The 24,881-nt window shown below is 61.6% G+C and carries 22 protein-coding genes; 9 read left to right on the plus strand and 13 right to left on the minus strand.

The features are described from left to right. Positions 1–68 precede the first annotated feature (68 nt). The 5 genes from PPTH39_RS06195 to PPTH39_RS06215 all read left to right on the plus strand — a co-directional run bounded on the left by PPTH39_RS06195 (position 69) and on the right by PPTH39_RS06215 (position 6,627). The gene (locus PPTH39_RS06195; RefSeq protein ID WP_130871763.1) at positions 69–1,712 is read left to right on the plus strand and encodes an APC family permease; all 1,644 of its coding nucleotides are present in this window, start codon (positions 69–71) and stop codon (positions 1,710–1,712) included. A 57-nt stretch (positions 1,713–1,769) separates the two neighbouring features. Beyond that, positions 1,770–2,696, plus strand: a complete 927-nt coding sequence (locus tag PPTH39_RS06200; protein ID WP_130871764.1) for a 4-hydroxyproline epimerase — start codon at positions 1,770–1,772, stop codon at positions 2,694–2,696. A gap of 49 nt (positions 2,697–2,745) precedes the next feature. Continuing rightward, positions 2,746–3,693 (plus strand): dihydrodipicolinate synthase family protein, encoded by a 948-nt coding sequence (locus PPTH39_RS06205; RefSeq protein ID WP_095002155.1) that lies wholly within the window; start codon positions 2,746–2,748, stop codon positions 3,691–3,693. Positions 3,694–3,779: 86 nt separating this feature from the next. After that, positions 3,780–5,369 (plus strand): aldehyde dehydrogenase (NADP(+)), encoded by a 1,590-nt coding sequence (locus tag PPTH39_RS06210; RefSeq protein WP_130871765.1) that lies wholly within the window; start codon positions 3,780–3,782, stop codon positions 5,367–5,369. Continuing rightward, positions 5,362–6,627, plus strand: a complete 1,266-nt coding sequence (locus tag PPTH39_RS06215) for an NAD(P)/FAD-dependent oxidoreductase (protein ID WP_130871766.1) — start codon at positions 5,362–5,364, stop codon at positions 6,625–6,627. The genes PPTH39_RS06210 and PPTH39_RS06215 overlap by 8 nt, the downstream gene beginning before the upstream one ends. Before the next feature lie 51 nt (positions 6,628–6,678). Here the strand turns inward: PPTH39_RS06215 and PPTH39_RS06220 are convergent, their stop codons facing one another. The 3 genes from PPTH39_RS06220 to PPTH39_RS06230 form a co-directional block, all read right to left on the minus strand. Beyond that, positions 6,679–6,987, minus strand: coding sequence for a hypothetical protein (locus tag PPTH39_RS06220; protein ID WP_095019095.1), 309 nt, complete (start codon positions 6,985–6,987; stop codon positions 6,679–6,681). 243 nt (positions 6,988–7,230) lie between these two features. Then, positions 7,231–7,665, minus strand: coding sequence for a DoxX family protein (locus PPTH39_RS06225; RefSeq protein WP_095002159.1), 435 nt, complete (start codon positions 7,663–7,665; stop codon positions 7,231–7,233). Positions 7,666–7,768: 103 nt separating this feature from the next. Next, positions 7,769–9,187 carry an MltF family protein gene (locus PPTH39_RS06230; RefSeq protein WP_095002160.1) on the minus strand — a complete coding sequence of 473 codons (1,419 nt, stop codon included), beginning with the start codon at positions 9,185–9,187 and terminating at the stop codon, positions 7,769–7,771. A 236-nt stretch (positions 9,188–9,423) separates the two neighbouring features. Between PPTH39_RS06230 and PPTH39_RS06235 the strand changes: the two genes are divergently transcribed. The 3 genes from PPTH39_RS06235 (at position 9,424) to PPTH39_RS06245 (ending at position 12,187) form a co-directional block, all read left to right on the plus strand. Then, complete coding sequence (locus tag PPTH39_RS06235; RefSeq protein ID WP_016780110.1) at positions 9,424–10,233, plus strand: TatD family hydrolase; 810 nt, start codon at positions 9,424–9,426, stop codon at positions 10,231–10,233. A gap of 115 nt (positions 10,234–10,348) precedes the next feature. Next, positions 10,349–11,830, plus strand: coding sequence for a methyl-accepting chemotaxis protein (locus tag PPTH39_RS06240; protein WP_095002161.1), 1,482 nt, complete (start codon positions 10,349–10,351; stop codon positions 11,828–11,830). Positions 11,831–11,929: 99 nt separating this feature from the next. Further along, complete coding sequence (locus PPTH39_RS06245; protein WP_095002162.1) at positions 11,930–12,187, plus strand: terminase; 258 nt, start codon at positions 11,930–11,932, stop codon at positions 12,185–12,187. Here PPTH39_RS06245 and PPTH39_RS06250 read toward each other — a convergent pair whose 3' ends face one another. The 3 genes from PPTH39_RS06250 to PPTH39_RS06260 all read right to left on the minus strand — a co-directional run bounded on the left by PPTH39_RS06250 (position 12,188) and on the right by PPTH39_RS06260 (position 14,137). Continuing rightward, on the minus strand, positions 12,188–12,985 hold the full coding sequence (locus PPTH39_RS06250) for an acyl-CoA thioesterase (protein ID WP_130871767.1): 798 nt from the start codon (positions 12,983–12,985) through the stop codon (positions 12,188–12,190). A gap of 77 nt (positions 12,986–13,062) precedes the next feature. Next, positions 13,063–13,830 carry a CHAD domain-containing protein gene (locus PPTH39_RS06255; RefSeq protein ID WP_095019094.1) on the minus strand — a complete coding sequence of 256 codons (768 nt, stop codon included), beginning with the start codon at positions 13,828–13,830 and terminating at the stop codon, positions 13,063–13,065. Between the two features lie 28 nt (positions 13,831–13,858). Then, a complete protein-coding gene (locus PPTH39_RS06260; protein ID WP_095002165.1) occupies positions 13,859–14,137 on the minus strand; it encodes a hypothetical protein in 279 nt (92 codons plus the stop codon). A 211-nt stretch (positions 14,138–14,348) separates the two neighbouring features. On the opposite strand from PPTH39_RS06260, the gene PPTH39_RS06265 reads away from it, so the two are divergent. After that, positions 14,349–15,398 (plus strand): patatin-like phospholipase family protein, encoded by a 1,050-nt coding sequence (locus PPTH39_RS06265; RefSeq protein ID WP_095002166.1) that lies wholly within the window; start codon positions 14,349–14,351, stop codon positions 15,396–15,398. On the opposite strand, the gene PPTH39_RS06270 is transcribed toward PPTH39_RS06265, so the two are convergent. From PPTH39_RS06270 to PPTH39_RS06300, 7 genes are all read right to left on the minus strand, one after another. Continuing rightward, on the minus strand, positions 15,365–16,066 hold the full coding sequence (locus tag PPTH39_RS06270; RefSeq protein ID WP_095019093.1) for a response regulator: 702 nt from the start codon (positions 16,064–16,066) through the stop codon (positions 15,365–15,367). The two genes, PPTH39_RS06265 and PPTH39_RS06270, sit on opposite strands and share 34 nt — an antisense overlap. A 36-nt stretch (positions 16,067–16,102) precedes the next feature. Next, positions 16,103–18,769 carry a sensor histidine kinase gene (locus PPTH39_RS06275; RefSeq protein WP_130871768.1) on the minus strand — a complete coding sequence of 889 codons (2,667 nt, stop codon included), beginning with the start codon at positions 18,767–18,769 and terminating at the stop codon, positions 16,103–16,105. 104 nt (positions 18,770–18,873) lie between these two features. Continuing rightward, on the minus strand, positions 18,874–19,449 hold the full coding sequence (gene kdpC / locus PPTH39_RS06280; RefSeq protein WP_095019342.1) for a potassium-transporting ATPase subunit KdpC: 576 nt from the start codon (positions 19,447–19,449) through the stop codon (positions 18,874–18,876). 18 nt (positions 19,450–19,467) lie between these two features. After that, complete coding sequence (kdpB, locus tag PPTH39_RS06285; protein ID WP_130871769.1) at positions 19,468–21,540, minus strand: potassium-transporting ATPase subunit KdpB; 2,073 nt, start codon at positions 21,538–21,540, stop codon at positions 19,468–19,470. A 10-nt stretch (positions 21,541–21,550) separates the two neighbouring features. After that, the gene (gene kdpA, locus PPTH39_RS06290; RefSeq protein WP_095002171.1) at positions 21,551–23,245 is read right to left on the minus strand and encodes a potassium-transporting ATPase subunit KdpA; all 1,695 of its coding nucleotides are present in this window, start codon (positions 23,243–23,245) and stop codon (positions 21,551–21,553) included. Positions 23,246–23,253: 8 nt separating this feature from the next. Further along, positions 23,254–23,343, minus strand: coding sequence for a K(+)-transporting ATPase subunit F (gene kdpF / locus PPTH39_RS06295; RefSeq protein ID WP_016780098.1), 90 nt, complete (start codon positions 23,341–23,343; stop codon positions 23,254–23,256). A 282-nt stretch (positions 23,344–23,625) separates the two neighbouring features. After that, entirely contained in the window at positions 23,626–24,858 is a 1,233-nt protein-coding gene (locus PPTH39_RS06300) for a hypothetical protein (RefSeq protein WP_130871770.1), read from the minus strand. Positions 24,859–24,881: the final 23 nt, after the last annotated feature.

Raw genomic sequence — 24,881 nt, forward strand, 5'->3', positions numbered from 1 at the left:
AACCGTATTGGCGCAATGGCAAATGACATCACACCTGCCTAACCAATAACTCACAAAAAGGCGACGCTATGTCAGGTAAAGGCAAATTCAAGAAACAGCTCTCACTGATGGACCTGACCTTTATCGGTCTGGGTGCCATCTTCGGTTCCGGCTGGTTGTTTGCAGCCAGTCATGTGTCGGCGATCGCTGGCCCGGCTGGGATTTTTTCCTGGCTGCTGGGCGGTTTTTCCGTGCTGTTGCTAGGCATCGTTTACTGCGAGCTGGGCGCTGCCCTGCCGCGCGCCGGTGGCGTCATTCGTTACCCGGTTTACTCCCATGGCCCGTTGCTCGGTTACTTGATGGGCTTTATCACCCTGATCGCCTTCTCCAGCCTGGTGGCAATTGAAGTGGTCGCCGCCCGCCAATACGCCGCGGCATGGTTCCCCGAGCTGACCAAGGCCGGCTCCAGTGACCCTTCGATCCTGGGCTGGCTCCTGCAGTTCGGCCTGCTGTGCCTGTTTTTCATGCTCAACTACCGAAGCGTGAAGACCTTCGCCATGGCCAATAACCTGGTCAGCGTATTCAAATTTATCGTGCCGCTGCTGGTCATCGGCGTGCTGTTCACCTTCTTCAAACCGGAAAATCTCTACGCCCAGGGCTTCGCCCCGTTCGGCCTGTCGGGTGTGCAGATGGCCGTTTCTGCAGGCGGCATTATCTTCGCCTATCTGGGCCTGACACCGATCATTTCGGTGGCCAGTGAAGTGAAGAACCCGCAACGCACCATCCCGATTGCCCTGATCCTGTCGGTCCTGTTGTCGACCGTGATTTATGTGCTGCTGCAAGTGGCCTTCCTCGGCGGCGTACCCACTGAAATGCTGTCCAACGGCTGGGCCGGCGTGACCAAGGAACTGGCATTGCCCTATCGCGACATCGCCCTGGCTCTGGGTGTGGGCTGGCTGGCTTATCTGGTGGTGGCTGATGCGGTGATCTCGCCAAGCGGCTGCGGCAACATTTACATGAATGCCACACCGCGGGTGATTTATGGCTGGGCGCAAACCGGCACGTTTTTCAAGATTTTCACCCGCATCGATGAAAAGTCCGGCATCCCGCGCCCGGCACTGTGGCTGACCTTTGGCCTGTCGGTGTTCTGGACCCTGCCTTTCCCGTCCTGGGAAGCCCTGATCAGCGTGGTATCTGCCGCCCTGGTACTGAGCTACGCAGTGGCACCGGTGTCCGTGGCCGCATTGCGCCGCAATGCCCCAGACATGCCGCGCCCGTTCCGGGTCAAGTGGATGGGAGTGATGGGGCCGCTGTCATTTATCGTCGCTGCGCTGATTGTTTACTGGTCAGGCTGGAACACCGTGTCCTGGCTGCTCGGCCTGCAAATCGTGATGTTCGTGGTGTACCTGCTGTGTTCGCGATTCGTACCGACCAACCACCTGAGCCTAGGCCAGCAAGTACGCTCATCCTTGTGGCTGATCGGCTTCTACGCCGTAACCATGGTGCTGTCCAAACTCGGCACTTTCGGCGGCCTGGGCGTACTTGCCCACCCGTTTGACACCCTGGTCGTCGCAGCTTGTGCGACGGGCATCTATTACTGGGGCGCGGCCACCGGCGTGCCGGCTCATCTGGTCCGGCTGGAAGACGACGAGGACAGCGAAGAAGCCCCGGAACTTGCCAGTAACACCCCGGCCAGCCACGCCACGGGGGCGTTTATCCAGACTTCATCCTGAGACACCGTTAACCACAGTAGTCCTCCGAGCCGTTGTTCTCTTCCAAGGGATACGTTCATGAAGCAAGTCCATATCATTGATTCACATACCGGCGGCGAACCCACCCGCGTGGTGATCAAAGGCTTCCCGCAACTGGCCGGGCGCAGCATTGCCGAGCAGCGCGACACCCTGCGCGACCAGCATGACCAATGGCGCCGGGCCTGCCTGCTGGAGCCCCGAGGCAACGATGTACTGGTCGGTGCACTGTACTGCGAGCCCGTGTCGGCGGATGCCACGTGCGGGGTGATCTTCTTCAACAATGCCGGTTATCTGGGCATGTGCGGCCACGGCACCATCGGCCTGATCGCCTCCCTGCATCACCTGGGCCAGATCGAGATCGGCGAGCACAAGATCGACACCCCGGTCGGCCCGGTCACCGCCACCCTGCATCCAGATGGCAAGGTCACCGTAGGCAATGTGCCCTCCTACCGCTATCGCCAGCAGGTCGCCGTTGAGGTGCCGGGGCATGGCCGTGTGCAGGGCGATATTGCCTGGGGCGGCAACTGGTTCTTCCTGGTCTCCGATCACGGCAAGACACTGCAACTGGACAATGTCGAAGCCCTGACCGAGTACACCTGGACCATGCTCAAGGCCCTTGAGGCACAGGGTATCCACGGCGAAGACGGTGCCCTGATCGACCATATCGAACTGTTTGCCGACGACGACAAGGCCGACAGCCGCAACTTTGTCATGTGCCCGGGCAAGGCCTATGACCGCTCGCCCTGTGGCACCGGCACCAGCGCCAAGCTGGCGTGCCTGGCCGCCGACGGCAAGCTGGCTCCAGGCCAACCCTGGGTGCAGGCCAGCATCACCGCCAGCCAGTTTGTCGGCAGTTATCAATGGGACGGCGAGCGCATTCGCCCGTTCATTACCGGCCAGGCCTATATGACCGCCGACAGCATGCTGCTGATCGACGAAAGAGATCCTTTCGCGTGGGGCATTTAAGCCCTTCGCCGTAAACACATCCGAATAAACGACTCGAGGAGTTAGAACAATGAGCGATAACATTTTCACCGGTTGCATGCCTGCCCTGATGACCCCTTGCACCGCCGAGCGCAAGCCGGACTTCGACGCGCTGGTGGCCAAGGGCCGCGAACTGATCGATATCGGCATGAGTGCCGTGGTGTACTGCGGCTCCATGGGTGACTGGCCTTTGCTGACCGAAGCCGAGCGCCAGGAAGGTGTGGCACGCCTGGTAGCTGCGGGCATCCCAACCATCGTCGGCACCGGCGCCGTAAACAGCCGCGAAGCGGTGTCCCATGCGGCACACGCTGCCAAAGTTGGCGCCCAGGGCCTGATGGTGATTCCACGCCTGCTGTCCCGTGCAGCCTCGCCTGCTGCGCAAAAAGCTCACTTCGCCGCCATCCTGCAAGCCGCTCCACAGCTACCGGCGGTTATCTACAACAGCCCGTACTACGGCTTCGCCACCCGCGCCGACCTGTTCTTCGAACTGCGTAGCCAATACCCGAACCTGATCGGCTTCAAAGAGTTCGGCGGTGCTGCCGACATGCGTTACGCCGCCGAACACATCACTTCCAAAGACGATGATGTGACCCTGATGGTCGGCGTCGACACCCAGGTTGTGCATGGCTTCGTCAACTGCAACGCCACCGGCGCCATTACCGGCATCGGCAACGCCCTGCCTCGCGAAGTGCTGCACCTGGTGGCCCTGAGCAAGCAAGCGGCCAAGGGCGACCCTAAAGCCCGTCGCCTGGCCCGCGAGCTGGAAGCCGCCCTGGCGGTGCTCTCGTCGTTCGATGAAGGCACTGACCTGGTGCTCTACTACAAGCACCTGATGGTGCTCAATGGCGACACAGAATACAGCCTGCACTTCAACGACACCGATGCGCTGAGCGATGCCCAACGCCACTACGCCGAGAACCAGTACAGCCTGTTCCGCCAGTGGTACAAAACCTGGTCCGCCGAACAGAACGTCGCCTGACCCGCAGCGCAGCCCTGCATCCCTGAACAGCGGCGCACATCATGTGCGCCGCCTTGTTCCAGCCAACCCATTTTTAGGAACACGCCATGACTCTGACAGGCAACATGCTGATCGGTCAGCAAGCCATCACCGGTAACCGCGAAGCGATCCGGGCGATCAATCCCGCCACCGGCACTGTGCTCGAACCGGCCTACCTTGGCGGCGGCAGCGAACATGTCGAGCAGGCGTGCACCCTGGCCCAGGAGGCTTTTGACAGCTTTCGCGAGACCTCACTGGAAACTCGCGCCACTTTTCTGGAAACCATCGCCGCTGAAATCGAAGCCCTTGGCGATGAATTGATTGACCGCGCCGTCAGCGAATCAGGCCTGCCACGCCCGCGCATCGTCGGTGAACGCGCACGTACCTGCCAGCAACTGCGTACCTTTGCCCGTACCGTACGCGCTGGAGAATGGCTGGATGTGCGGGTCGACAACGCGCTGCCCGAGCGCCAACCACTGCCCCGTGCAGATTTGCGCCAACGCCAGGTGCCACTGGGCCCGGTGGCAGTATTCGGCGCCAGCAACTTCCCGCTGGCCTTCTCCGTGGCCGGTGGCGACACTGCCTCGGCGCTGGCGGCCGGCTGCCCGGTGGTAGTCAAGGCCCACAGCGCCCACCCTGGCACCAGCGAACTGGTTGGCCATGCGATTGCCCGTGCGGTGAAAGAATCGAACCTGCCTGAAGGGGTCTTTTCCCTGTTGTTCGGTTCCGGCCGTGAAGTCGGTGTTGCCCTGGTCAGCGATCCACGCATCAAGGCAGTCGGCTTTACCGGCTCGCGCAGTGGCGGCATGGCTTTGTGCAAAGTGGCAGCAGCACGCCCCGAACCCATCCCGGTGTATGCGGAGATGAGCTCGATCAACCCGGTACTGCTGTTCCCCGCTGCGCTGCAGGCTCGCGGCGAATCACTGGCGCAGGGCTTTGTTGCATCTCTGACCCAGGGGGCAGGCCAGTTTTGCACCAACCCGGGTCTGGTTATCGGCCATCAAGGGCCGGCACTGGATAGATTTATCAGCACAGCTGCCCGGCTGGTCCAGCAAAGCCCGGCCCAGACGATGCTCACTCCCGGGATTTTCCAGGCCTATGAAGCCGGTATTGGCTCTTTGCAGGAACTGAACAGTGCTCAAGAGGCCGCTGCCGGCTTGAGGGGGGAGACACCCAACCAGTGCCAGGCCCATCTGTTTGTGACCCGGGCCGGGGACTTCCTCGCCGACCCTGCATTGCAGGCCGAAGTCTTTGGTGCTGCGGCGCTGGTGGTGCAATGCGCCGATGACGAGGAGATCCGCCAGGTGCTCGAGCACCTTGAAGGCCAATTGACCATCACCCTGCAACTGGATGAAGCCGACCTCGATAGTGCCAGGGCCATGCTTGCGACCCTGGAACGCAAGGCTGGTCGCTTGCTGGTCAATGGCTGGCCAACGGGGGTTGAGGTGTGCGACGCGATGGTCCACGGCGGGCCTTTCCCGGCGACTTCGGACACCCGTACCACCTCGGTTGGCACTGCGGCCATCCAGCGCTTCCTGCGTCCTGTCTGCTATCAGGGCTTCCCTGACAGCCTGTTGCCGACGGCACTCAAGCACGCCAACCCGCTGCACTTGCGCCGCCTGCTCGATGGCCACAGAGAAGTACTGGAAAATGCCTGATCACTTCGCTGGAAACACAGCTGACATTGCCGTGGTCGGCGCCGGAATCATCGGCGTCGCCTGTGCCCTGCAACTGGCGCGCCAAGGCCAGCGGGTGGTGGTCATCGACCCGCAGGAGCCGGGCCATGGCGCCTCATTAGGCAATGCCGGGCACCTGGCCACCGAACAGGTGTTCCCGATTGCCGACCTGTCAATTCTCAAGCGCTTGCCGGCCATGCTGATGGACCCGATGGGCCCCCTGCGCCTGGACTGGAAATATATGCCCCGGGCCCTGCCGTGGTTCACGCGTCTGCTGCTGAACCTGCGCAAGGCGCCCTTTCAGCGCACTGTAGCCGGTATTCGGGCCCTTAACGAAAGCAGCCTGGGTGCCTGGCACAGGCTACTGGAGGGCATTGACTGCCCGGGCCTGATGCGCGAAGACGGTTCGTTGCTGGTATACGAACGTTCCGAGTCCCGGCAGCCACTTCTGGCACTGCAGGCACGCATGCGCCAGCAGCAGGTACCGGTCGAGTTCTGGGAGGCCAGGGCCATACACAAGGCAGCGCCGCAACTGAGCGAGCAGATTCAGGGCGGGTTGTTTTTTCCGGCCACGGGGCACTTTATCGACCCCTATCGCGTGGTTTGCGAACTGGTAGAGGCTGCCAGAAAGTGCGGTGTGCAGTTTCTCAAGCAACAGGTCACAGGCGGGCAACTGAGTGAGGCCGGAGTTTCTCTGATGACAGCCCAGGGCCAGGTGTCCGCCCGCCGGGTCGTGATCGCCTGCGGCGCCCACTCGGCCAAACTCACCGCAACCCTGACCGGCAAGCACGTTCCGCTGGATACCGAACGCGGTTACCACCTGATGCTGCCCCACGAGCATGACCGGCTGCCCTTTGCCGTCACCTCACTGGAACGCAAATTCATCATGACCCCGATGAGCGATGGCTTGAGGCTGGCGGGTACAGTTGAATTTGCCGGCCTGGAAGCGCCGCCGAGCATGGAGCGCGCCTGGCAGCTGCATCGCCTGAGCAAAGGGTTGTTGCGCCATGACCTTAGCGCTGAAGACGCGACGCCATGGATGGGCTTTCGCCCGTCGTTGCCGGACTCACTGCCGATCATCGACCGGGTGTGCGACGGCAAGGTACTGCTTGCCTTCGGCCATCAGCATTTGGGCCTGACCCAGGCAGCGGTAACGGCTGAACTGATCGCGCAGTTGGCGGGGGCAACCAGTGCCCACGCGCTGCCTGAGTTGCACCCTTACCGGCTGGAACGTTTCTGATCCCATCCGTAGCAGCTGCCGTAGGAACGAGGCTGCTACGGGGTTGGAGCCTCAGCGCAGGGTTATCAACCCCTGCCGACAAACACGGGTGAGGTTGTGAATCACCCGCTCGGCATTTTCAGCATCGGGGGACTGGATCACCGCCAGGTCAAAACTGTCAGCGGCAAATCGCGCCAGTTGATCGCCCTCTTCCACAAACTGGATCAGAAACGCCGTAGGCCGCCCTTTGCGGCGTGGCCAGCCATCGAGATAGCGCAGCAACGTAGGCTGATGCTTACCGCCCAGGAGGATTTTTGGGTTGCGCAAGGTTGGGCTGGCCGAGATCGGCGCAAGACGTACAAGGGGACGTGGGTGACTCATGTATCGGTTCTCCGCCTCAAGATTCTGCGTGGCAGGTGAGAGGCAACACCGAACCAGCGCTTTAGCGGTATTTCAAGGCCTGTTTCAAGCCTCTTAGACGGTCTGTGACCCTCTGGCGCCCCGCAAGTAGCTGTTTAAATCGGCGCAAGAAAACATCCTAGATAAACCTGCTTACTACTGTCAACAATCATCTGGAACGAAAAAGGCCCGCTCTGGGCGGGCCTTTTCACTGGCATCGGGTTTTCAGTCAGCTAGTGCACGATCGATCGACAACTTGCCTGCACCTTCGATCAGCACTGCCACGGTACCACCCAGCAAGGCCAGGGCGAATTCATAGCCGTTGTTGGCCATAAACAGGCCATTGCTGATATGCACCGAGAAGATCGCCACCAGCAACGTAAACGACAGGCCCAGGGCTGCAGGGCGCGCCAGCAAGCCAATAATCAGCGCCAGACCGCCCAGAAACTCGGTACCGCCCGCCAGCACTGCCATCAACATGCCCGGCGCCAGGCCAATGCTCTCCATCCATTGCGCCGTGCCCGCCAGGCCCCCGCCGCCAAACCAGCCGAACAGTTTTTGCGAACCATGGGCGGCAAAGATAATACCGACGAAAATACGCAAGACCGTCAAACCATAACCTGCGCGGCTGCCCAGTACGGTATGGATCAATTTGCTCATGATGGAATCCTTTAGGTCATCAGTTGGGGAATGCTCGCCATACTAATCAGTTTTTATAATGTTAAAAGTCGAATAAACCTGACAAAACAATCAAATTATTCGATTATTTGCGTGTGACCAGTTCAGCTTTTGCCGGTTCCAGGGAATCCCGCTCCCGGTCAAAGGCCAAATAGTATTTATTCACGCTATTAACATAGCTGACAGCCCCCATTCCCACCTGCTCCATGGCAATACGTTCCACCTGAAAGAACCATTGATTGGGGTTCAGGCCGCGTCGCCTGGCTTCAGCCCGCATGCCCTGCACCCGCTCCGGCCCCATGTTGTAAGCCGCCAGCACAAACGCCATGCGCTCACGCTCGTTGAGCTTGGGGCTGGCAAAGAACTTGCGGCGGATCAGCGACAGATACCGGGCACCGGCCTGCACATTGCTATCGACGTTTTGAATATTGTTGACCCCCACCCGCCGGGCGGCCGAGGGGGTAATCTGGAGTAGCCCTGTCGCCCCGCCGCTGCCTTTGGCTTCAGGGTTGAGGGTTGACTCCTTGAATGCCAGCGCTGCCAGGTTCAACCAGTCCATGCCCTGTTGCCGGGCATGTTTTTGCAACACCGGGCGCAGTTTTTCAAGCTGCTGGCGATCGGCCCGGGCCAACGGGTAATGCACCCGGTACAAACGTCGGTATACCCGCTCAAAGGCCACATCCTGATCGGCCGGGGCCTTGTAGCCATCGAGAAACCGGTCGATGCTGGCCCGCAACATCGACGCATCACGGCGTACATACCAGTGCATGGCCTCGGGCTCGCTGACCAGCACCTTGCGGTCAAAACGCAGCTTGGGCATGAGCGTGGCCCAGCGCTCGGCAATCGGGCGCTCCACGATGGTCAAATGAAAAATCCCGGCCTGCACCATCTCCAGCACATCCTCCACCGCCAGGGTCGGATCTACCCACTCAATCTTCACCGGGGGCAGTTTGCGCAGGGCCAGTTTTTGATTGATCAAATTGACCGAGGCTCCCGCCGCACTGCCGGTGGTCAACGCCACGGTGCGGCCCGACAGTTGCTCTAGGCGGGTAAAGCGCCGCTCGCCCTTGACCCCCACCAACAGCAAGGGCACATCGTCGACGATCGGATCACTGGCGCTGATGGCGCGGCTGGGCTTGAAATCGATCAACTCACCCGGGGCAACTACATCGCCTTCACCCCGGGACAATGCGCCCAGCAGTTGATCCTTGGCTTTAGGGATGATCTTGAGTGTTATTTCCTGGCCATCGCGGGCATGGCTGTTGAGGTAGCGTTCAAACGCACGCAGACGATGGTATTCAACGCCAATCGCCTGCCCCTGCACCTCGCCCGAGCTGTTGCGGCTTTGATTGACCAGCACCCGCAACACCTGACTGCTGCGGATTTGCGCCAGATCGCGGACCTGACTTGGCTGCCCGACCTGTAAAGGTCCGGTCAGGCGTGCCAGTGCCGGTAGCGGCAACAGCAGCAGGCACAGCGCAATCAATAGCGTCGGTCTTGTCATCCGTTCTCCGGAAAGAATACAGCCCAGCACCCGGTCGGTTTCCCGACAACCGGTTGCCTCAAGTGAGGCTTTCAAGCGCTGGAATCAGCGCGCAAAACAGTCAATGCGTCCTTTAAACAACCGGGCATTGCGTTGTTGCGGCATTCAAAGACAACCATAACTGTCTGTAGTTCTTGGTTTTTCTTGTAAATCTACAGCTCTGATATGCTGCGAGGCCTGTGGCCTGAGGTAAAACCATGCAACTCATTGATATCGGCGTCAACCTGACCAACCCAAGCTTTGACGGCAAACACCAGGCCGTGCTGGACCGTGCCTACGCGGCCGGGGTGTGCCAATTGGTGTTGACCGGCACCAGCGTCGAAGGCAGCGAACAGGCCTTGCAACTGTGCCGCGAGCTGGACGAAAGCGGCCAGCGGCTGTTCTCTACGGCCGGCATTCACCCGCACTCGGCCAGTGACTGGAACGGCGACAGCGCCCGCCAGTTGCTTGCCCTGCTCAAGGAACCGGGCGTGTGTGCGGTGGGTGAATGCGGGCTGGACTTCAACCGCGACTTTTCGCCCCGCGCCCAGCAGGAGAAAGTGCTGGAAGAACATCTGGCGCTGGCTGTTGACCTGCAACTGCCGGTTTTTCTGCATGAGCGTGATGCCAACCAGCGTTTGCTGGAAATCCTGCGCGACTTTCGCGACCGCTTGCCGGCTGCTGTGGTGCATTGCTTTACCGGCGAGAAAAAGGCGCTGTTCAGCTACCTCGACCTTGACCTGCATATCGGCATTACCGGCTGGATCTGCGACGAACGCCGCGGTACCCACCTGCACCCGCTGGTACGTGATATCCCGCGCGGTCGCCTGATGCTCGAAAGTGATGCGCCGTACCTGTTGCCCCGCACCCTGCGGCCCAAACCGAAAAATGGTCGCAACGAACCGGCCTACCTGACCGATGTGCTGCGCGAAGTGGCCGTGCACCGTGGCGAAAGCGAGCAGGACCTGGCCGAACACACCACCGCGTGTGCACGGGCGTTTTACGGGTTGCCGGTACTGACAGACTGACGCCCGCTCCCACGCAGTGCCTCTTTTGACCCACATCAACAAGATTGTCACTGAATAGCGGCACAATGATGGCACCTTGCCAATATTGTTTGCGCCAATTCAGAGAAGACCTCCCATGGGCACCTGGCTTAGCAACATCTCGCTCAAATACAAATTCTGGGCTGTCAACGCGGTGGCTTTTGTCACCACACTGCTGCTGGTGCTCTACGCCGTGCAGCTGGAACAGCAATCGCGCAGCAACGCCGCCCAGGCCAACGCCCGGGCCCAGGCGCAATTGCTCAGTGCCTGGCCTGCCGGGCAGCCCTTGCCCGAGGCCAGCCAATTGCTGCCCCTGGCGCCCGACCAGATCGCCAGCGTCAACGATCAAGCCCTGCCGCAACTGGGCAACGCCAACGGCTGGGTCTCAATCAATCCCATGCCGTTGTTCGGCCACAATCTGCTGCTGGGCGCCGAGGTACTGACCCGCGACGACGGACAAAAAATCGCCGTGCTGGCCCATACACCTAGCCTGGCCCAGGTGTTTGTCGAGCGGCTGCCCAACTATGCCGCCGCCGTGCTGATCCTGATGCTGGCCATGCTCTGCGCTTCGCAGTTGCTGATCCGCTTCCTGCTGAGCCAGCTCAACACCCTCAAGGACGTGATGCTGCATGTGGAGAAAACCGGTGACCTGTCCGCCCGGGTGCCCCTGGCGTGTACCGATGAGGTCGGGCAGATGGCCAGCGCCTTCAATGCCATGCAGGCCGGTTACCAGCGGGTGGTAAACACCGTGGCCCAAACCGCCGCGCAACTGGATGCCGGGGCCGCGCGCCTGGCCAGCAGCATGGACGAGGTGCGCCACGGCATGCTCGGCCAGCAAAGCGAGACCGACCAGGCCGCCACCGCAATCAATGAAATGTCGGCCACGGTCTACCATATTGCGCAACACGCTGGGGCTACCCGCGACCTGTCGCAAACCGCAGACAACCTGGCGGGGAGTGGCCAGCAGGTGGTCAGCCGCGTGCAACAGTCAATCGCCAGCCTGTCCACCGGGGTGCAAACCACTGCAGAAATGATCCAGCAACTGGCCCAGGACAGCCAGAAGATCAACGGCGTGGTCAGTGTGATTCACAGCATCGCCGAACAGACCAACCTGCTGGCGTTGAACGCGGCCATCGAAGCGGCTCGCGCAGGTGAAATGGGTCGTGGCTTTGCCGTGGTCGCCGATGAAGTGAGGCACCTGGCCAAACGCGTGCAGACATCCACGGACGAAATCACCGCCATGGTTTCGGCCTTGCAGGCGGGCACCCGCGACGCCGTGGACTTTATGCAGGAAAGCTCGTTCAAGGCCGACGACTGCGTGCAGCAGGCCCAGGAAGCGGGCGCGGCATTGGCCGAGATCACTCACGCCGTGGCGCAAATGCGCGAAAGCAACACCCAGATTGCCGTGGCCGCCGAGCAGCAAAGCCAGGTCGCGGAAGAGATGAACCGGGCAGTGGTGAGCATCCGCGATGTCACCGAAAACACCGTGCAACAGACCGTCGACTCGGCCACTACCAGCAATGAACTGGCAACCCTGGCAGGCGAGTTGAATCGGGCGATTGGTCAACTAAAGCTATAAGGCCAATAGCCATTGTTGATTCGCCGCAGGGTGACCATAAATCTATGATTTGTTTATCCGGTTCAGCCCAGGCTGAACCCTCGAACAAGGAGAGCAATCATGGGCAAACGTCATCCAAATCTACCGGCCTGGCAATGGCGCTCCAACCCGCACGGCCAGCAAAACACCGCGTATCAGGCAATCAACCTGATCGCAGTGCCGATGATGGTGGTGGCTTTTCTGTTGCTGGTGTCGGGCGTCTTCAGTGAAAACGCCACCAGCGCAGTGATCGGTCTGGTTGCCCTGTTTGCGGCCCTGATCCTGCAACGCCAGGGCCACAAGGCCACCAGCGCAACGGATAACAGCCAGACCTTCTGATCAACCGAACACGGCTACGGTCTGGCGGCTGAGCGCAATCAGCTCGCCGCCTGGGCCCCACAGGTTGGCCGCCACATGGCCGTAGCCATCCCGCGCATGTTCGATGACGGCCAGGTACTTGCACCACTGCAACGTGCTGACCTTAGGCAGTGGCTGCACGAACTCGATGGTCCAGGTCAGCGTGCTGCCTGCTGTCGGCTTGTTCAGTAACGGCAGCAGTGCAGGCGGCCAGGTATCGACCAGCGCCAGCAAATGGGTTTCTGTCAGAGGTTCGTCCTCAACACCGCCATCAAAACGTACCCAGCCGCCCATTTCCCGCGTTCCACGACCGCTAAACGGCAGTGCGCCCACGGCCCAGGCCATGGACAAATGACGCATAAACTCCGGGGTAACGCCTTTGATATAGGGCAACAGCGGGCAATCTTCGGGCGCCTTCATCTCAGGCGCAGGCAAGCCGTCCACGTTCGCCACTGATTCCCGCGCAGCGCCAAAGCTGCCTTGTACCAGGGTCATGACCTGACCGTCCTGTACCACCCGCCCCAGCACCTGGCTGACCGCCTTGCCTTCGCGCAGCACCTCAACCTCGAAACGCACCGGTACATCGGCGGCCACCGGCCCGACAAAACTCACTGCCAATGAGCGCAACGCCCGCTCGACAGGCACATGGGCGCGCATGGCTTCGTACTGCAAAGCCACCAACAGGCCGCCAAAGCTGGCACGGCCCTGGCCCCAATCGGCCGGGATGGTCACGTCCAAAGGCGTGTTGCGCACCGACGCAACCAATTCGCAAAACTGCATAAGCACCTCGAAACAGATAAATATGACGGGATACTACCCATCCATCTGACTCTGCACAGTGCTGTATCGGCCAAAGATCAGGAGTGAAAGCAAGCCGCACTTAATTTGACCAACGCCTTGTCAGCGCGTTTTTCGCCGTGCTCAAGGGTGGCCTGCCATTGCGCCACACAGGGTTGCAAGTCGGCGTGTTGCCCGGCCTGCAGCAACCATTGCCAGGCATCGTGCCACTCGCCCAGCGCCTGCTGTGCCCCCTTGAGGCGCGCCAGCACCAAGGGCGGCAGCTGGTTCAACTCCGGGTAGGCTTCGGCGGCATAGCGTACGCGCTTGATCAGCAACCTCACGCGATGGCGGTCATGGCCCGGGTCATTGAGAGCGTTCTCCAGGGTTTGCCACTGTTTTTCCAGGACCTTTGCAATCCGCTGGCGCAAACCACGCAGCAGGCCTTCTCGCTCGGCAGCACGCAAAAAGCGCGGAAACACCTCGAGGATCATCAACAGTTGAGCCAACTGCTCACTGTCGGCCACCCGGGCATAACTGCCGGCCAACTGTTGCGTGCGGCGTTGCGCCTGCGCCGTGTAGCCGTGCGCCTGCAAATGTGCCGCCAGCACTTCAAGATCACGCAGGGGGGTGGTCAACACGCCAACCTGGGATGCAGACATTTCAAGTTGCACAACCCCCGGCAACCCGCGCAAAGGCCGCAACAGGCTGCGCAAGCGGCGCACAGTGGTGCGCAGGTCGTGCAGGGCCTCCGGGTCCGTATCGGCTTCCAGACGCGCCTGACAGGCCAGTAACCTGACCTCCAGACGCACGATGTTTGCCACTATCCGGTCAACCAGCTCAGACATCCTCACCCTCCCCCTTTACCGCTGCGCTTCAACGCCCGGCGCGGGATTCACGAATATAGAAACGCGCCTTCTCGGCTTTTTTGGTGCAACCCTCAAAGGCTTCAAATTGCTGCTGGGTCTTGGCCGCCGTCAACAAGGACAAGGCCTTGGAGTAGCTGACAGTCCCGGCGAAGCCTTCCGCCTTGGCCAGGTCCAGTTCATGCCAGGCCGAATCCAGGTTCGTCGCACAACTGTCGCGATACGCCTTGGTCCCCGCACAACCTGCCAACGCCAGCGCGATCAGCGGTACACAAATCCATGCTTTCATGTTGTTTTCCTCAGAAATTAAAGTTCAGTGCAATCTCAGACGAACAACCTGCATAAAAGTGCCACAACGTAAAAATCAAAAAAACCGGCAACACCTACCCGTCATTGCTACAAGGCACTAGCCTAGCTGGTAGATACGCGTTCATGCCAAAAGCTGTCACTCAGGGTCACAAAAAGGCATTGTGAGTGACTGTCAGGCGAAGGTGGGGTTCATGAAAAAACGTATTGCATTGGTATTGGGCTCCGGCGGTGCCCGGGGCTATGCCCATATCGGCGTGATTGAAGAGCTGGAAAGCCGCGGCTATGAAATCGCCTGTATCGCCGGTTGCTCGATGGGCGCAGTGGTGGGCGGGATTTACGCCGCCGGCAAACTGGACATGTACCGGGACTGGATTCAAAGCCTGGACTACCTCGATGTGCTGCGCCTGGTGGATGTCAGCTTCCGGCTTGGAGCGATTCGCGGTGAAAAGGTCTTCGGCCAGATCCGCAATATGGTCGGTGAAATCAATATCGAGGACCTGCGCATCCCCTACACCGCCGTCGCCACCGACCTCACCCACCAGCAGGAAATCTGGTTTCAGGAGGGCTGCCTGCACCAGGCCATGCGCGCCTCTGCAGCGATCCCCAGCCTGTTTACCCCGGTGATGCAGGGCAACCGCATGCTGGTGGACGGCAGCCTGCTCAACCCGCTGCCCATCGTGCCGGTGGTGTCCAGCCACTGCGACCTGATCGTCGCCGTCAACCTCAACTCCACCCACCAGAGCCACTACCAGTTGCCGGTGATCCAGCGCCCGGCGGCTTTCAAGGGGCGTTTTGACAACCTGATGAGTTCGCTGGGCTCGCGCATGCCGTTTCGCAACAAACAGGCCGAGCACTTGCTCAACCTCGAACAGGAACTGCTCAACCCCCAGGCCGAGCCGCTGGCCCAGGCAAAGCCCAATCCCTGGCTCGACACACCGCAAACCGCCTCCCCTGCCGCTGAAGAGGGCTCGCCCAAGTCAGCCACCGGCTCGGTGATCATCGACAACGTCGGCCCGGCCTCGCTGCTGGACTTGATCAACCAGAGCTTCGAGGTCATGCAGACTTCACTGGCGCAATACAAGATCGCCGGTTACCCGCCCGATATCCTGATCAACGTGCCCAAGCGGGTGTGCCGGTTTTTCGAGTTCTACAAAGCCCAGGAGCTGATCGCCCTGGGTCGCCTGATTGCAAAAGACACCCTGGACCGTTACGAAAAGGACGAGGCGTCCAACAACCGGTAGCCAACCCCGGCTTCGGTCACGATATACCGTGGCCGGGTCGGATCATCCGCCAGTTTCTGGCGCAAATGGCCAACGACAATTCTCAGGTAATGGCTGTTTTCGACATGGCTCGGGCCCCAGATATCCTTGAGCAATTGCTGCTGGGTAATGACCCGCCCCGGATGACGCGCCAAGAGCGCCAGCACCGCGTATTCCTTGCGGGTCAGCGCCACTTCGACGCCCTCGAGCAGCACACGGCGGAACGCCAGGTCGACGGTCAAGGGGCCGAGTTCAAGCGCCGACTCCCGGGTTTCGCCCACAGGCGCCTGGCGCAACAAGGCCCTGATTCGTGCCAGAAACTCCTGGATGCCGAAGGGTTTGGTCACGTAATCGTTGGCCCCGCCGTCCAGTGCCTGGACTTTTTGCGCTTCGCTGGCGCGCACCGAGAGCACCAGTACCGGCGCATTTGACCACTCGCGAAACTCGCGCAGTACCTGTTGGCCATCCATGTCCGGCAAGCCCAGGTCGAGCACCAGCACATCGGGCCGTCCGAGCGCTGCCTGGCTCAAGCCATCGGCCCCGGTCGCGGCCTCCAGCACGGTGTATCCCTGGGACACCAGGCTGATACGCAGGAATTTGCGAATCTGCGGTTCATCGTCGATGACCAAAATGGTCGCGCTCTGGCTCATGACTTGTTACCGCAATAGAGGGATAGCCAAAGAATATCAGTCTTCACTTTCCAGCCCTTCATTCTCGGGGCACGGTTGAAGGCTTAACGGCAAATACAGGGTAATGCACGTACCCTGCCCGCCGATGCCTTCGCCGACGCTGACCCGCCCGCCGTGGGCCCCCACCATGCCCTGGCAGATGGCGAGCCCCAGGCCCGTGCCTTGCCCGCCGCGATCGCCCCGTGCGGCGGTATAAAACATATCGAAAATCTTCACCCTGTCCTCCTCGGGGATCCCCGGGCCCTGGTCACTGACGGCAAACCACAATTCGCTTTCATCGGCTCCCGCCGTTAATTGCAACTGGCCATGGGGAGGTGAAAAGCGCGCAGCGTTTTCCAGCACATTGACCAGCGCCTGCTCGATCAGGGCGCCATGCACGTGCAACAGCGGCAATTGCGCCGCAACATCCACCTGCACCTGCAAGGGCGCCAGCACCGCACGCAAGCGGTTCAAGGCGCTGCCGGCAATGTCGGCAGGTGACACCCAGTCGCGCGCCAGCTTGAGCGCACCGTGGCCCAGGCGGGTCATGTCCAGCAGGTTCTGGATGTAGCGGTCCAGACGCTCGGCCTCATCGCGGGTGCCTTCGAGCAACTCGCGGCGATCGCTCAACGGGATCGCCTCGCCCAGGGCCAGCAAGGTGTCGATACTGCCGCGCATGCTGGTCAGCGGTGTGCGCAGATCATGGGACACCGATGCGAGCAGTGCGCTGCGCAACTGCTCGGTTTCGCCGTGCAGGCGGGCCGCTTCCAGGTCCTGGGCCAAGCGCGCGCGCGCCAGTGCCTGGGCCAGGGGTTGGCTCAAAGCCATCAGTAGCCGACGACGCTGGCCACTTAGTGAATGGCCCTGCCTGGTGCACACGCCGAGCAAGGCCAATGGCCCCTCCTCGGCGCTGATCGGCCACCACCACCAACGGCCCATCGGCAAAGTGCCCGTACCCTTGCCTGCAGGCTGGTCGTGGGCCCAGGCCCAGTCAGCAGCGGCGCGCTCCGCTTCGCAGAACTGTAACGGCCCGCCGCTTTCAACGTCCCAGCCGCCATTGCCATCGCGATTGAGCAGGCATATGTCCAGCTCTTTCCAGCCGCTCAAATGCTGCCCGGCAGCATTGACCACAGCCTTGCGGTCGGTCGCGGCGGTAAGCTTGCGTGACAGGTCGAGAAGCTCGGTGGTTTCGTGCTGAGTGTCGCGCAAGGCCTGCAACTGCCGGCGCTGGCGAGCCGCCAGTTTGCCAGTGAGCGCCGCCATCAACAGAAAGAACAACAACGTCAGCACATCTTCTTCGCGCTGGATGCTGAACGAGAAATTGGGCGGAATAAAGAGGAAGTCATAGGCCAGAAATGACAGCGCCGCACAGGCCAATGCTGGCCCCAGGCTGCTGCGCACGGCCACCAGCAGCACGGCAGCCAGAAACACCAGGGAGATATTGGGCAGCGCCAGTACGCTGGATACTCCCCAGGCCAGGGCACTGGCCAGTAGCGTGGCAAGCAGCGCCAGGCCGTAGTCGAACCACACCAGTGAGTGTTCCGGGCGGTTGGTGACAGGTACAGGGGACTGCTCGTTGTCGAGCACGTTGATTTCCAGGCCATGGGCGTCACGCAACAAGCGCGCCGCCAGTCCGCCGCCAAACAGGCGACGGCGCCAGGTCAACCGCGACTGACCCACCAGCAGCAAGCTGGCACGGCGTTCGCCGGCATGCTGGATCAGGGTTTTGGCCACTTCACCGGCACGCAGCAACACCACCTCGCCACCCAGGCGCTCAGCCAGTTGCTGGGCGCTTTGCAGACGCAAGCGTGATTGCTCGTCGCGCGCCGTGCCGTTATCCACATGCACCAGACTCCAGGGCAGATGCCGACGCTCCGCGACCCGGCTGGCATGCCGCACCAGGCGCTCGGCATGGGTATCGCCGTCGATCCCCACCAGCAAACGCCCGCGCAGCGCCGGGGCCGATTGCCCCTGCTGGCGATAGCCCTTGTCCAGTTCATCGTCGACATACACCGCAGCGGTCTGCATTGCCAGTTCGCGCAAAGCATTGAGATTGGTCTGGCTGAAAAACGCATCAATCGCTGCCCGTGCCTGCTCAGGTACATACACCTTGCCCTCGCGCAGCCGCTCCAGCAGTTCCCGGGGCGGCAGGTCGATCAGCAGCAGTTCGTAGGCTTCCTGCACAACCCAGTCCGGCAGGGTCTCACGCACCTGGACCCCGGTGATGCCGCGCACCTGATCGTTGAGACTTTCCAGATGCTGGACGTTGACCGTGGTGTACACATCGATCCCGGCCGCGAGCAATTCCTGCACATCCTGCCAGCGCTTGGCGTGACGGCTGCCGGGGGCATTGCTGTGGGCCAGCTCATCGACCAGTACCAGCTTGGGTCTGGCGGCAAGCAGGCCGTCGAGGTCCATTTCCTCAAGCTGCACGCCGCGATAATCCGAGCGCAGCATGGGCTGCTGGGGCAAGCCATTGAGCAAGGCCTCGGTCTCGGCGCGGCCATGGGTTTCGACCACCCCGGCCAGTACTTCGACACCCTGGCGCAGTTGCGTGTGAGCCGCTTGCAGCATGGCGTAGGTTTTGCCCACGCCCGGTGCCGCGCCGAGAAACACTTTAAGCCGGCCACGGCCTGCGCGCGGTAGATCGGCTAGCAACGCATCGGCGCGGGCGGAATGAGTCATGGGGGGTTCCTGATAAATTGTGTGACTGAAAGCTTTACCCTCACCCCAGCCCTCTCCCGGAGGGAGAGGGAGCTGATATGCGGTTTTCTTGAAGCCGCGTGCGGTCAGTCCCCTCTCCCTCCGGGAGAGGGGCTCTTCAACTGCGCCAATGCCCTGTTCAACAGCAGCACGTTAACCACCGGCGGCCCCACCAGCGGCCGCTCGATATGCTCCGCCACCAGCTGTTCAACAGCCTGTACCGGCAAGCTGCGAGCAGCAGCGACACGGGCTAGTTGATAGCGTATTGCCTCTGGTGGCAAGTGCGGGTCCAGCCCGCTGCCCGAGGTGGTCAGCAGCGCCAGGGGCACCGGCCCCTGGCCCGGCACGGCAAGCTGGGCGGCACTGTCCTTGACCCGTGTCGCCAGCGCCGGATTGCTCGGTGCCAGGTTGCTGGCCGAACTGGCCACGGTGGCAAACGCTCCCGCCGATGGCCGTGGGTGAAACCAGCTGTCACCGCTGAAATCCTGCGCAATCAATGCCGACCCCAGCACCTTGCCGGCACTGTCACGGACCAGGCTGCCATTGGCCTGTTCGGGGAACGCCAGCTGGGCAATGCCGGTGACGGTCAGCGGGTAGATCACGCCGGTAATGGCGGTCATCAACAGCATCAGGCTCAGGGCCGGACGTAAAAAAGTGCTCATGGTGTAACCCTCCAATGCTTAAACCAGATGCAACGCGGTGAGCAGCATGTCGATCAGCTTGATGCCCACAAACGGCACCACCAGCCCGCCCACGCCATAGATCAGCAGGTTGCGGCGTAACAGGTGCGCCGCACTGGCCGCCTGCACCCGCACACCGCGCAATGCCAGCGGGATCAGCACCACGATGATCAGCGCGTTGAATACGATGGCTGACACAATCGCGCTTTGCGGGCTCTGCAGGCCCATCACGTTGAGCACGCCCAGTTGCGGGTAGATCGAAGCAAACAGCGCCGGCAGAATCGCGAAGTACTTGGCCACGTCGTTGGCGATCGAGAACGTGGTCAATGCGCCACGGGTCACCAGTAACTCCTTGCCGATCTGCACTACATCCAGCAGCTTGGTGGGGTCGCTGTCCAGATCCACCATGTTCGCGGCTTCACGGGCCGCCTGGGTGCCGTCGTTCATCGCCATGCCCACATCGGCCTGGGCCAGGGCCGGAGCGTCATTGGCACCATCACCGCACATCGCCACAAGGCGGCCGTCATTTTGCTCATGGCGAATGCGCGCCAGTTTTTTCTCCGGTGTGGCCTCGGCCAGCACGTCATCCACCCCGGCTTCAGCGGCAATGGCCGCGGCGGTCAGCGGGTTGTCGCCCGTCACCATCACGGTGCGGATGCCCAACTTGCGCAACTCGGCAAAACGCTCGCGAATACCCGGCTTGACCACGTCCTTGAGGTGGATGGCGCCCAGCAGCTTGCCCTGGGCACAGACCAGCAAAGGGGTACCGCCGCTCTGGGCGATCTTGTCGATTTCCCGGGACAGGGCCGGCAACAGCTCGCCGCGTTTGAGGCCGACAAACGCCAGCACTGAATCCACGGCCCCTTTGCGGTACACCCGACCGTTGTGGTCGATACCCGACAGGCGGGTTTCAGCGGTAAAGGGTACGGCCGTGAAGTCCGACACGGGTAACTCGGGCAAGCTGTGCTGGCCCCGAACAAACTCGACAATGGACTTGCCCTCCGCCGTCTCGTCCGCCAGCGAAGCGCGCAACGCGCCCTCTGCCAGCTCTTTGGCGGTCACGCCGGGGCAGGCATACAGCGCCGTGCAGCGGCGGTTGCCAAAGGTAATGGTGCCGGTCTTGTCGAGCATCAGCACATGCACATCGCCCGCGGCTTCAACCGCCCGCCCCGACTTGGCAATCACGTTGAGGCGCACCAGACGGTCCATGCCGGCAATACCGATGGCCGACAACAAGCCGCCGATGGTGGTCGGAATCAGCGTCACCAGCAGGGCCACCAGAAACACCAGGGGCAAGCTGCCACCGGCAAAGTAAGCGAACGGCTGCAAGGTCACGACCACGATCAGAAAGATCAGGGTCAGGCCGATCAGCAGATTATCCAGGGCAATCTCGTTAGGGGTTTTCTGCCGCTTTGCCCCTTCGACCAGTGCGATCATACGGTCCAGAGTGGACTCGCCGGGGTTGGCGCTGATTTGCACCAGCAACCAGTCACTGACCAGCCGCGTATTGCCGGTCACCGCCGAGCGATCACCGCCCGACTCACGGATCACCGGCGCCGATTCGCCAGTAATCGCCGCTTCGTTGACCGCGGCAATCCCTTCAATCACCTCGCCGTCGCCGGGAATCATCTCCCCCGCTTCGACGCGCACCACATCACCTTTGCGCAGGCGGGTGGCCGGGACGATTTCAAAGCCGCCCGTGGCAGTGCGTCGACGCGCACTCAAGCCCACACTGCCAGCTTTGAGACTATCGGCCCGAGCCTTGCCGCGCCCCTCGGCCAGGGCTTCGGCAAAGTTGGCGAACAGCACGGTAAACCACAGCCACAGAGCGATTTGCACCGCCACCCCGGTGGGCACTGCAGGCTCGGGGATAAAACACAGCACCGTGGTAAAAATCGCGGTCAGCTCGACCACCAGCATCACCGGCGAGCGTTTCAGCTGGCGCGGGTCGAGTTTGACGAATGCTTGCAACAGCGCCGGACGCCAGATATCGGCGAACGAAGTCTTCGGCGACTCGGGGGCCCTGGCTTCAGGCGTTGGCGTCAACTTTGAAACAGGAGCAGGCATAGTCATCTTCGTCTCCTCAGAAGCCCTGGGTCAGTTGTTCAGCGATGGGGCCAAGGGCCAAGGTCGGCAGGAAGGTCAGGCCGCCCACCAGCAAGATGGTCACGGTCAGCAGCGCGACAAACAGCGGACCGTGGGTCGGAAAACTGTCCTGGCCAATCGGCGCGCTTTTCTTGATCGCGAGGCTGCCGGCCAATGCCAGCACCGGCAGGATGTAACCGAAGCGTCCGATCAACATGCCCAGGCCCAGCATCAGGTTGTAGAACGGCGTGTTGGCGTTAAGCCCGGCAAAAGCTGAGCCGTTGTTGGCACTGGCCGAGGTGAAGGCATACAGGATCTGGCTGAAACCATGGGGCCCGGGGTTGCTGACCGAGGCCACAGCACTGGGCAGTACGGCGGCAATCGCGCCCAGCACCAGCACCCCCACCGGCATCACCAGCAAGGTCACCACCAGCAGCTGGACTTCCCTGGCCTGGAGTTTTTTACCGAGGTATTCAGGGGTGCGGCCGATCATCAGGCCGGCGAGGAACACCGCGATCAACACGTTGAGCAACATCCCGTAGAGCCCGGCACCGACGCCACCGAAGATCACTTCGCCGACCATCATGTTGAGCAGCGCCACCATCCCGGTCAGCGGGTTGAGGCTGTCGTGCATGGCGTTGACCGAGCCGTTGGAGGCCGAGGTCGTGGTTTCGGTCCACAGCACACTGCCGGTGGTGCCGAAGCGGACTTCCTTGCCTTCCAGCGGTGCGCTCTGCTCGACCAGCGGGCTGTTGAGCGCCGGGTTCGGCTGGTACTCGGCATACAGCGCGGTGCCGCCGCCGATCAGGAACAAGGCCAGCATGCAGGCGATGATTGCGCGGCTCTGACGCAGGTCCTTGACGTAATGGCCGAAGGTGAACACCAACGCCACCGGGATCAGAATAATCGAGGCCATTTCGAACAAGTTGCTCCAGGCGCTCGGGTTTTCGAACGGATGCGCCGAGTTCACGCCGAAAAAGCCGCCGCCGTTGGTGCCCAGTTGTTTGATCGCAATCTGGCTGGCAGCCGGACCCAGCGGGATTACTTGATCGGCACCTTGCAGGGTTACGGCATTGACGTAATGGGCAAAGGTTTGCGGCACGCCCTGCCACACCAGCAGCAACGCCAGCACCAGGCACAACGGCAGCAGGCCATAGAGCGTGGCCCGGGTCATGTCGACCCAGAAGTTGCCCAGCGTGTGCGCCGAGCGGCGGCTGATACCACGGCACAAGGCGACCAGCACGGCCAGGCCGGTGGCGGCGCTGACAAAATTCTGCACGGTCAGCCCGGCCATCTGGCTGAAATAGCTCAGGCTGGCTTCACCGCTGTAGCTCTGCCAGTTGGTGTTGGTGACAAAACTCACCGCGGTATTGAACGCTTGCGTCCACTCCTGCCCCGGCAACTGCTGGGGGTTGAGTGGCAAGTACGACTGAAACAGCAAAATGGCGAACAACAACACAAAGCCTGTCAGGTTGAAAACCAGCAGGGCCAGGGTGTACTTCTGCCAGCTTTGCTCACTGCCCGGGTCAACCCCGGCGATGCGGTAGCAGACCTTTTCGACGGGCCCCAATACCGGGCTCAGCCAGGTCCGCCGTCCCTCCATCACCTTGTAGTAAAAACGCCCCAGCCAGGGTGCGGGCAACAGCACCAGGGCAAAAAAGGCAAGCATCAGCCCATAGTCATAACTGTGCATACCCGCTCCTAGTTCCGGTCTGCGCGCAACAGCGCAACCAGCAGATAAACGAACAGCGCCACTGCCAGCAGCAGCGACACCCCATCCAGAATGCCCATGACAACTCTCCCCAGGCGGCACCTGCCGCGTAGGAAGAGAGTGTGGGGAATCAGGGCGTAAAGGATCGAGATCGAGAGGGATGCGGGGGCGTAAAGAAGGTGTAAAAAAGCAGCGATGCCTGCCGTAGCAGCTGGCGAAGGAACGCGGCTGCGTTCGAGCGCGAAGCGGTCGTAAATCATCTAGATGCGGTGTAACTGACAAACCGCATTGGCCAAATTGACGACGGCTACGCCGCCGGACGCAGCCTTCGCCCCTCGGCAGCTGCTACACGTGGGTTAGGATCAGCGCAACAGCGGGCTGTCCAGTACCTCGGAGGCGCCGCCCAGCACGCTTTCGCTCAGCTGGATAAAGCTCGCGGTATTGACCTTGTCCATACGCATCAGCGCCTGGCTGACATCATCCAGCGAGCGCTTGCTGTGGGTCTGCAAACGGATTTCACGGTCCAGTGCCTGCAGCAGCGTGACTGCCCGCGCAACCATGGCCGCGTTTGCCTGTTCACCGCGCAGGCGGGTCACGTTTTTACCGGCAGCGTTGAGCTTGTGCTGCAGGGTCTGGTAACGCTCATCACTCATGCCGCCGGCGCGGCGCAGCAGTTCGATGGCGTAGTACTCGCCAAGGCCCTCGCCGATCCAGTCATGCCCCGGCTCATCGTTGATGCCGCTGAACAACTGCACCACTTCGCGCAACAACGGACTTGAACCGCTCTCGCTGACCAGCGGCAAACCGCTATAAAGGTAGATCGAGTTGCGCCCCGCTGCACTGCCTTTCCACATCGGGCTGCCCGCGCCGACGATCAGCAGCTTGGGCGGGTTGCGCGGAAACACCGCCTGCACCTGCGGCCACACAAAGGTCAACAGGGTCAGCACATCCATGCGGTGCATGCCCTGCCCCTTGGGTGCGCTCACCGTGACCTCGGTTTCGCCCAGGGTGGTGCGGCGGCTGCCCAGGTTACCCGCGAGCATCCAGCCGGTGGGGCGATCAAACAGACGCGACACATCATCGATACGAAAGCGGTTTTTACCGATACGCGGCCAGGCGGTTTCAACGCTTTTCCAGCCTTTAGGCAGTTCGAATTCAAGCCGCGACACCAGCTCGACCCCATCCTGCTGATCGAGGCTGGCAGGCGGGATCAGTTGTTCACCGCGAAACAACGCCCAGTCAGGCGTGATCCGGGTGTCGTACGTGCCGTTCTTGCGCGGCTGGTTCAGGCGGACGCGGTAACTCAGGCTGGCACTGCCCGCTGGCGGATGCCACAGGCCCCGGCTATGGACCGGGTCGGGGCTCAGTTGCCATTGCCCGTCGGCCTTGAAGTTGCTGTAACTGCCCGGCGCGCCCAGGTCGAAATCCAGGCTGCGCACAGCAGAACCCTCGGCCAGGGTGATCCGCACCTCGGCCTGATCGCTTTTGGGCAACAACTGTACGTGGTAATCGAGCGCCACTTTTTGCCCAGCCCACAGCGGGCCCGCCGCTAGCAACAGCAGCAAACCCAGGGGCAATCGATAACGCAGCGGCATACACACTCCTTGCAAACCGCTCC

The sequence above is a fragment of the Pseudomonas bubulae genome (assembly GCF_900618535.1).
GTDB classification, from domain to species: domain Bacteria; phylum Pseudomonadota; class Gammaproteobacteria; order Pseudomonadales; family Pseudomonadaceae; genus Aquipseudomonas; species Aquipseudomonas bubulae.

Excerpts from the sequence above, each read along its gene's own strand:
- PPTH39_RS06210 (WP_130871765.1), top strand. The coding sequence starts at position 3,780 with ATGACTCTGACAGGCAACATGCTGATCGGTCAGCAAGCCATCACCGGT.
- kdpF (WP_016780098.1), bottom strand. The coding sequence starts at position 23,343 with ATGGGCATTCTGGATGGGGTGTCGCTGCTGCTGGCAGTGGCGCTGTTC.
- PPTH39_RS06195 (WP_130871763.1), top strand. The coding sequence starts at position 69 with ATGTCAGGTAAAGGCAAATTCAAGAAACAGCTCTCACTGATGGACCTG.
- PPTH39_RS06255 (WP_095019094.1), bottom strand. The coding sequence starts at position 13,830 with ATGTCTGAGCTGGTTGACCGGATAGTGGCAAACATCGTGCGTCTGGAG.
- kdpC (WP_095019342.1), bottom strand. The coding sequence starts at position 19,449 with ATGAGCACTTTTTTACGTCCGGCCCTGAGCCTGATGCTGTTGATGACC.
- kdpA (WP_095002171.1), bottom strand. The coding sequence starts at position 23,245 with ATGCACAGTTATGACTATGGGCTGATGCTTGCCTTTTTTGCCCTGGTG.
- PPTH39_RS06270 (WP_095019093.1), bottom strand. The coding sequence starts at position 16,066 with ATGAGCCAGAGCGCGACCATTTTGGTCATCGACGATGAACCGCAGATT.
- PPTH39_RS06300 (WP_130871770.1), bottom strand. The coding sequence starts at position 24,858 with ATGCCGCTGCGTTATCGATTGCCCCTGGGTTTGCTGCTGTTGCTAGCG.
- PPTH39_RS06230 (WP_095002160.1), bottom strand. The coding sequence starts at position 9,187 with ATGACAAGACCGACGCTATTGATTGCGCTGTGCCTGCTGCTGTTGCCG.
- PPTH39_RS06235 (WP_016780110.1), top strand. The coding sequence starts at position 9,424 with ATGCAACTCATTGATATCGGCGTCAACCTGACCAACCCAAGCTTTGAC.
- PPTH39_RS06205 (WP_095002155.1), top strand. The coding sequence starts at position 2,746 with ATGAGCGATAACATTTTCACCGGTTGCATGCCTGCCCTGATGACCCCT.
- PPTH39_RS06245 (WP_095002162.1), top strand. The coding sequence starts at position 11,930 with ATGGGCAAACGTCATCCAAATCTACCGGCCTGGCAATGGCGCTCCAAC.
- PPTH39_RS06200 (WP_130871764.1), top strand. The coding sequence starts at position 1,770 with ATGAAGCAAGTCCATATCATTGATTCACATACCGGCGGCGAACCCACC.
- PPTH39_RS06225 (WP_095002159.1), bottom strand. The coding sequence starts at position 7,665 with ATGAGCAAATTGATCCATACCGTACTGGGCAGCCGCGCAGGTTATGGT.
- PPTH39_RS06260 (WP_095002165.1), bottom strand. The coding sequence starts at position 14,137 with ATGAAAGCATGGATTTGTGTACCGCTGATCGCGCTGGCGTTGGCAGGT.
- PPTH39_RS06215 (WP_130871766.1), top strand. The coding sequence starts at position 5,362 with ATGCCTGATCACTTCGCTGGAAACACAGCTGACATTGCCGTGGTCGGC.
- PPTH39_RS06240 (WP_095002161.1), top strand. The coding sequence starts at position 10,349 with ATGGGCACCTGGCTTAGCAACATCTCGCTCAAATACAAATTCTGGGCT.
- kdpB (WP_130871769.1), bottom strand. The coding sequence starts at position 21,540 with ATGACTATGCCTGCTCCTGTTTCAAAGTTGACGCCAACGCCTGAAGCC.
- PPTH39_RS06265 (WP_095002166.1), top strand. The coding sequence starts at position 14,349 with ATGAAAAAACGTATTGCATTGGTATTGGGCTCCGGCGGTGCCCGGGGC.
- PPTH39_RS06220 (WP_095019095.1), bottom strand. The coding sequence starts at position 6,987 with ATGAGTCACCCACGTCCCCTTGTACGTCTTGCGCCGATCTCGGCCAGC.
- PPTH39_RS06275 (WP_130871768.1), bottom strand. The coding sequence starts at position 18,769 with ATGACTCATTCCGCCCGCGCCGATGCGTTGCTAGCCGATCTACCGCGC.
- PPTH39_RS06250 (WP_130871767.1), bottom strand. The coding sequence starts at position 12,985 with ATGCAGTTTTGCGAATTGGTTGCGTCGGTGCGCAACACGCCTTTGGAC.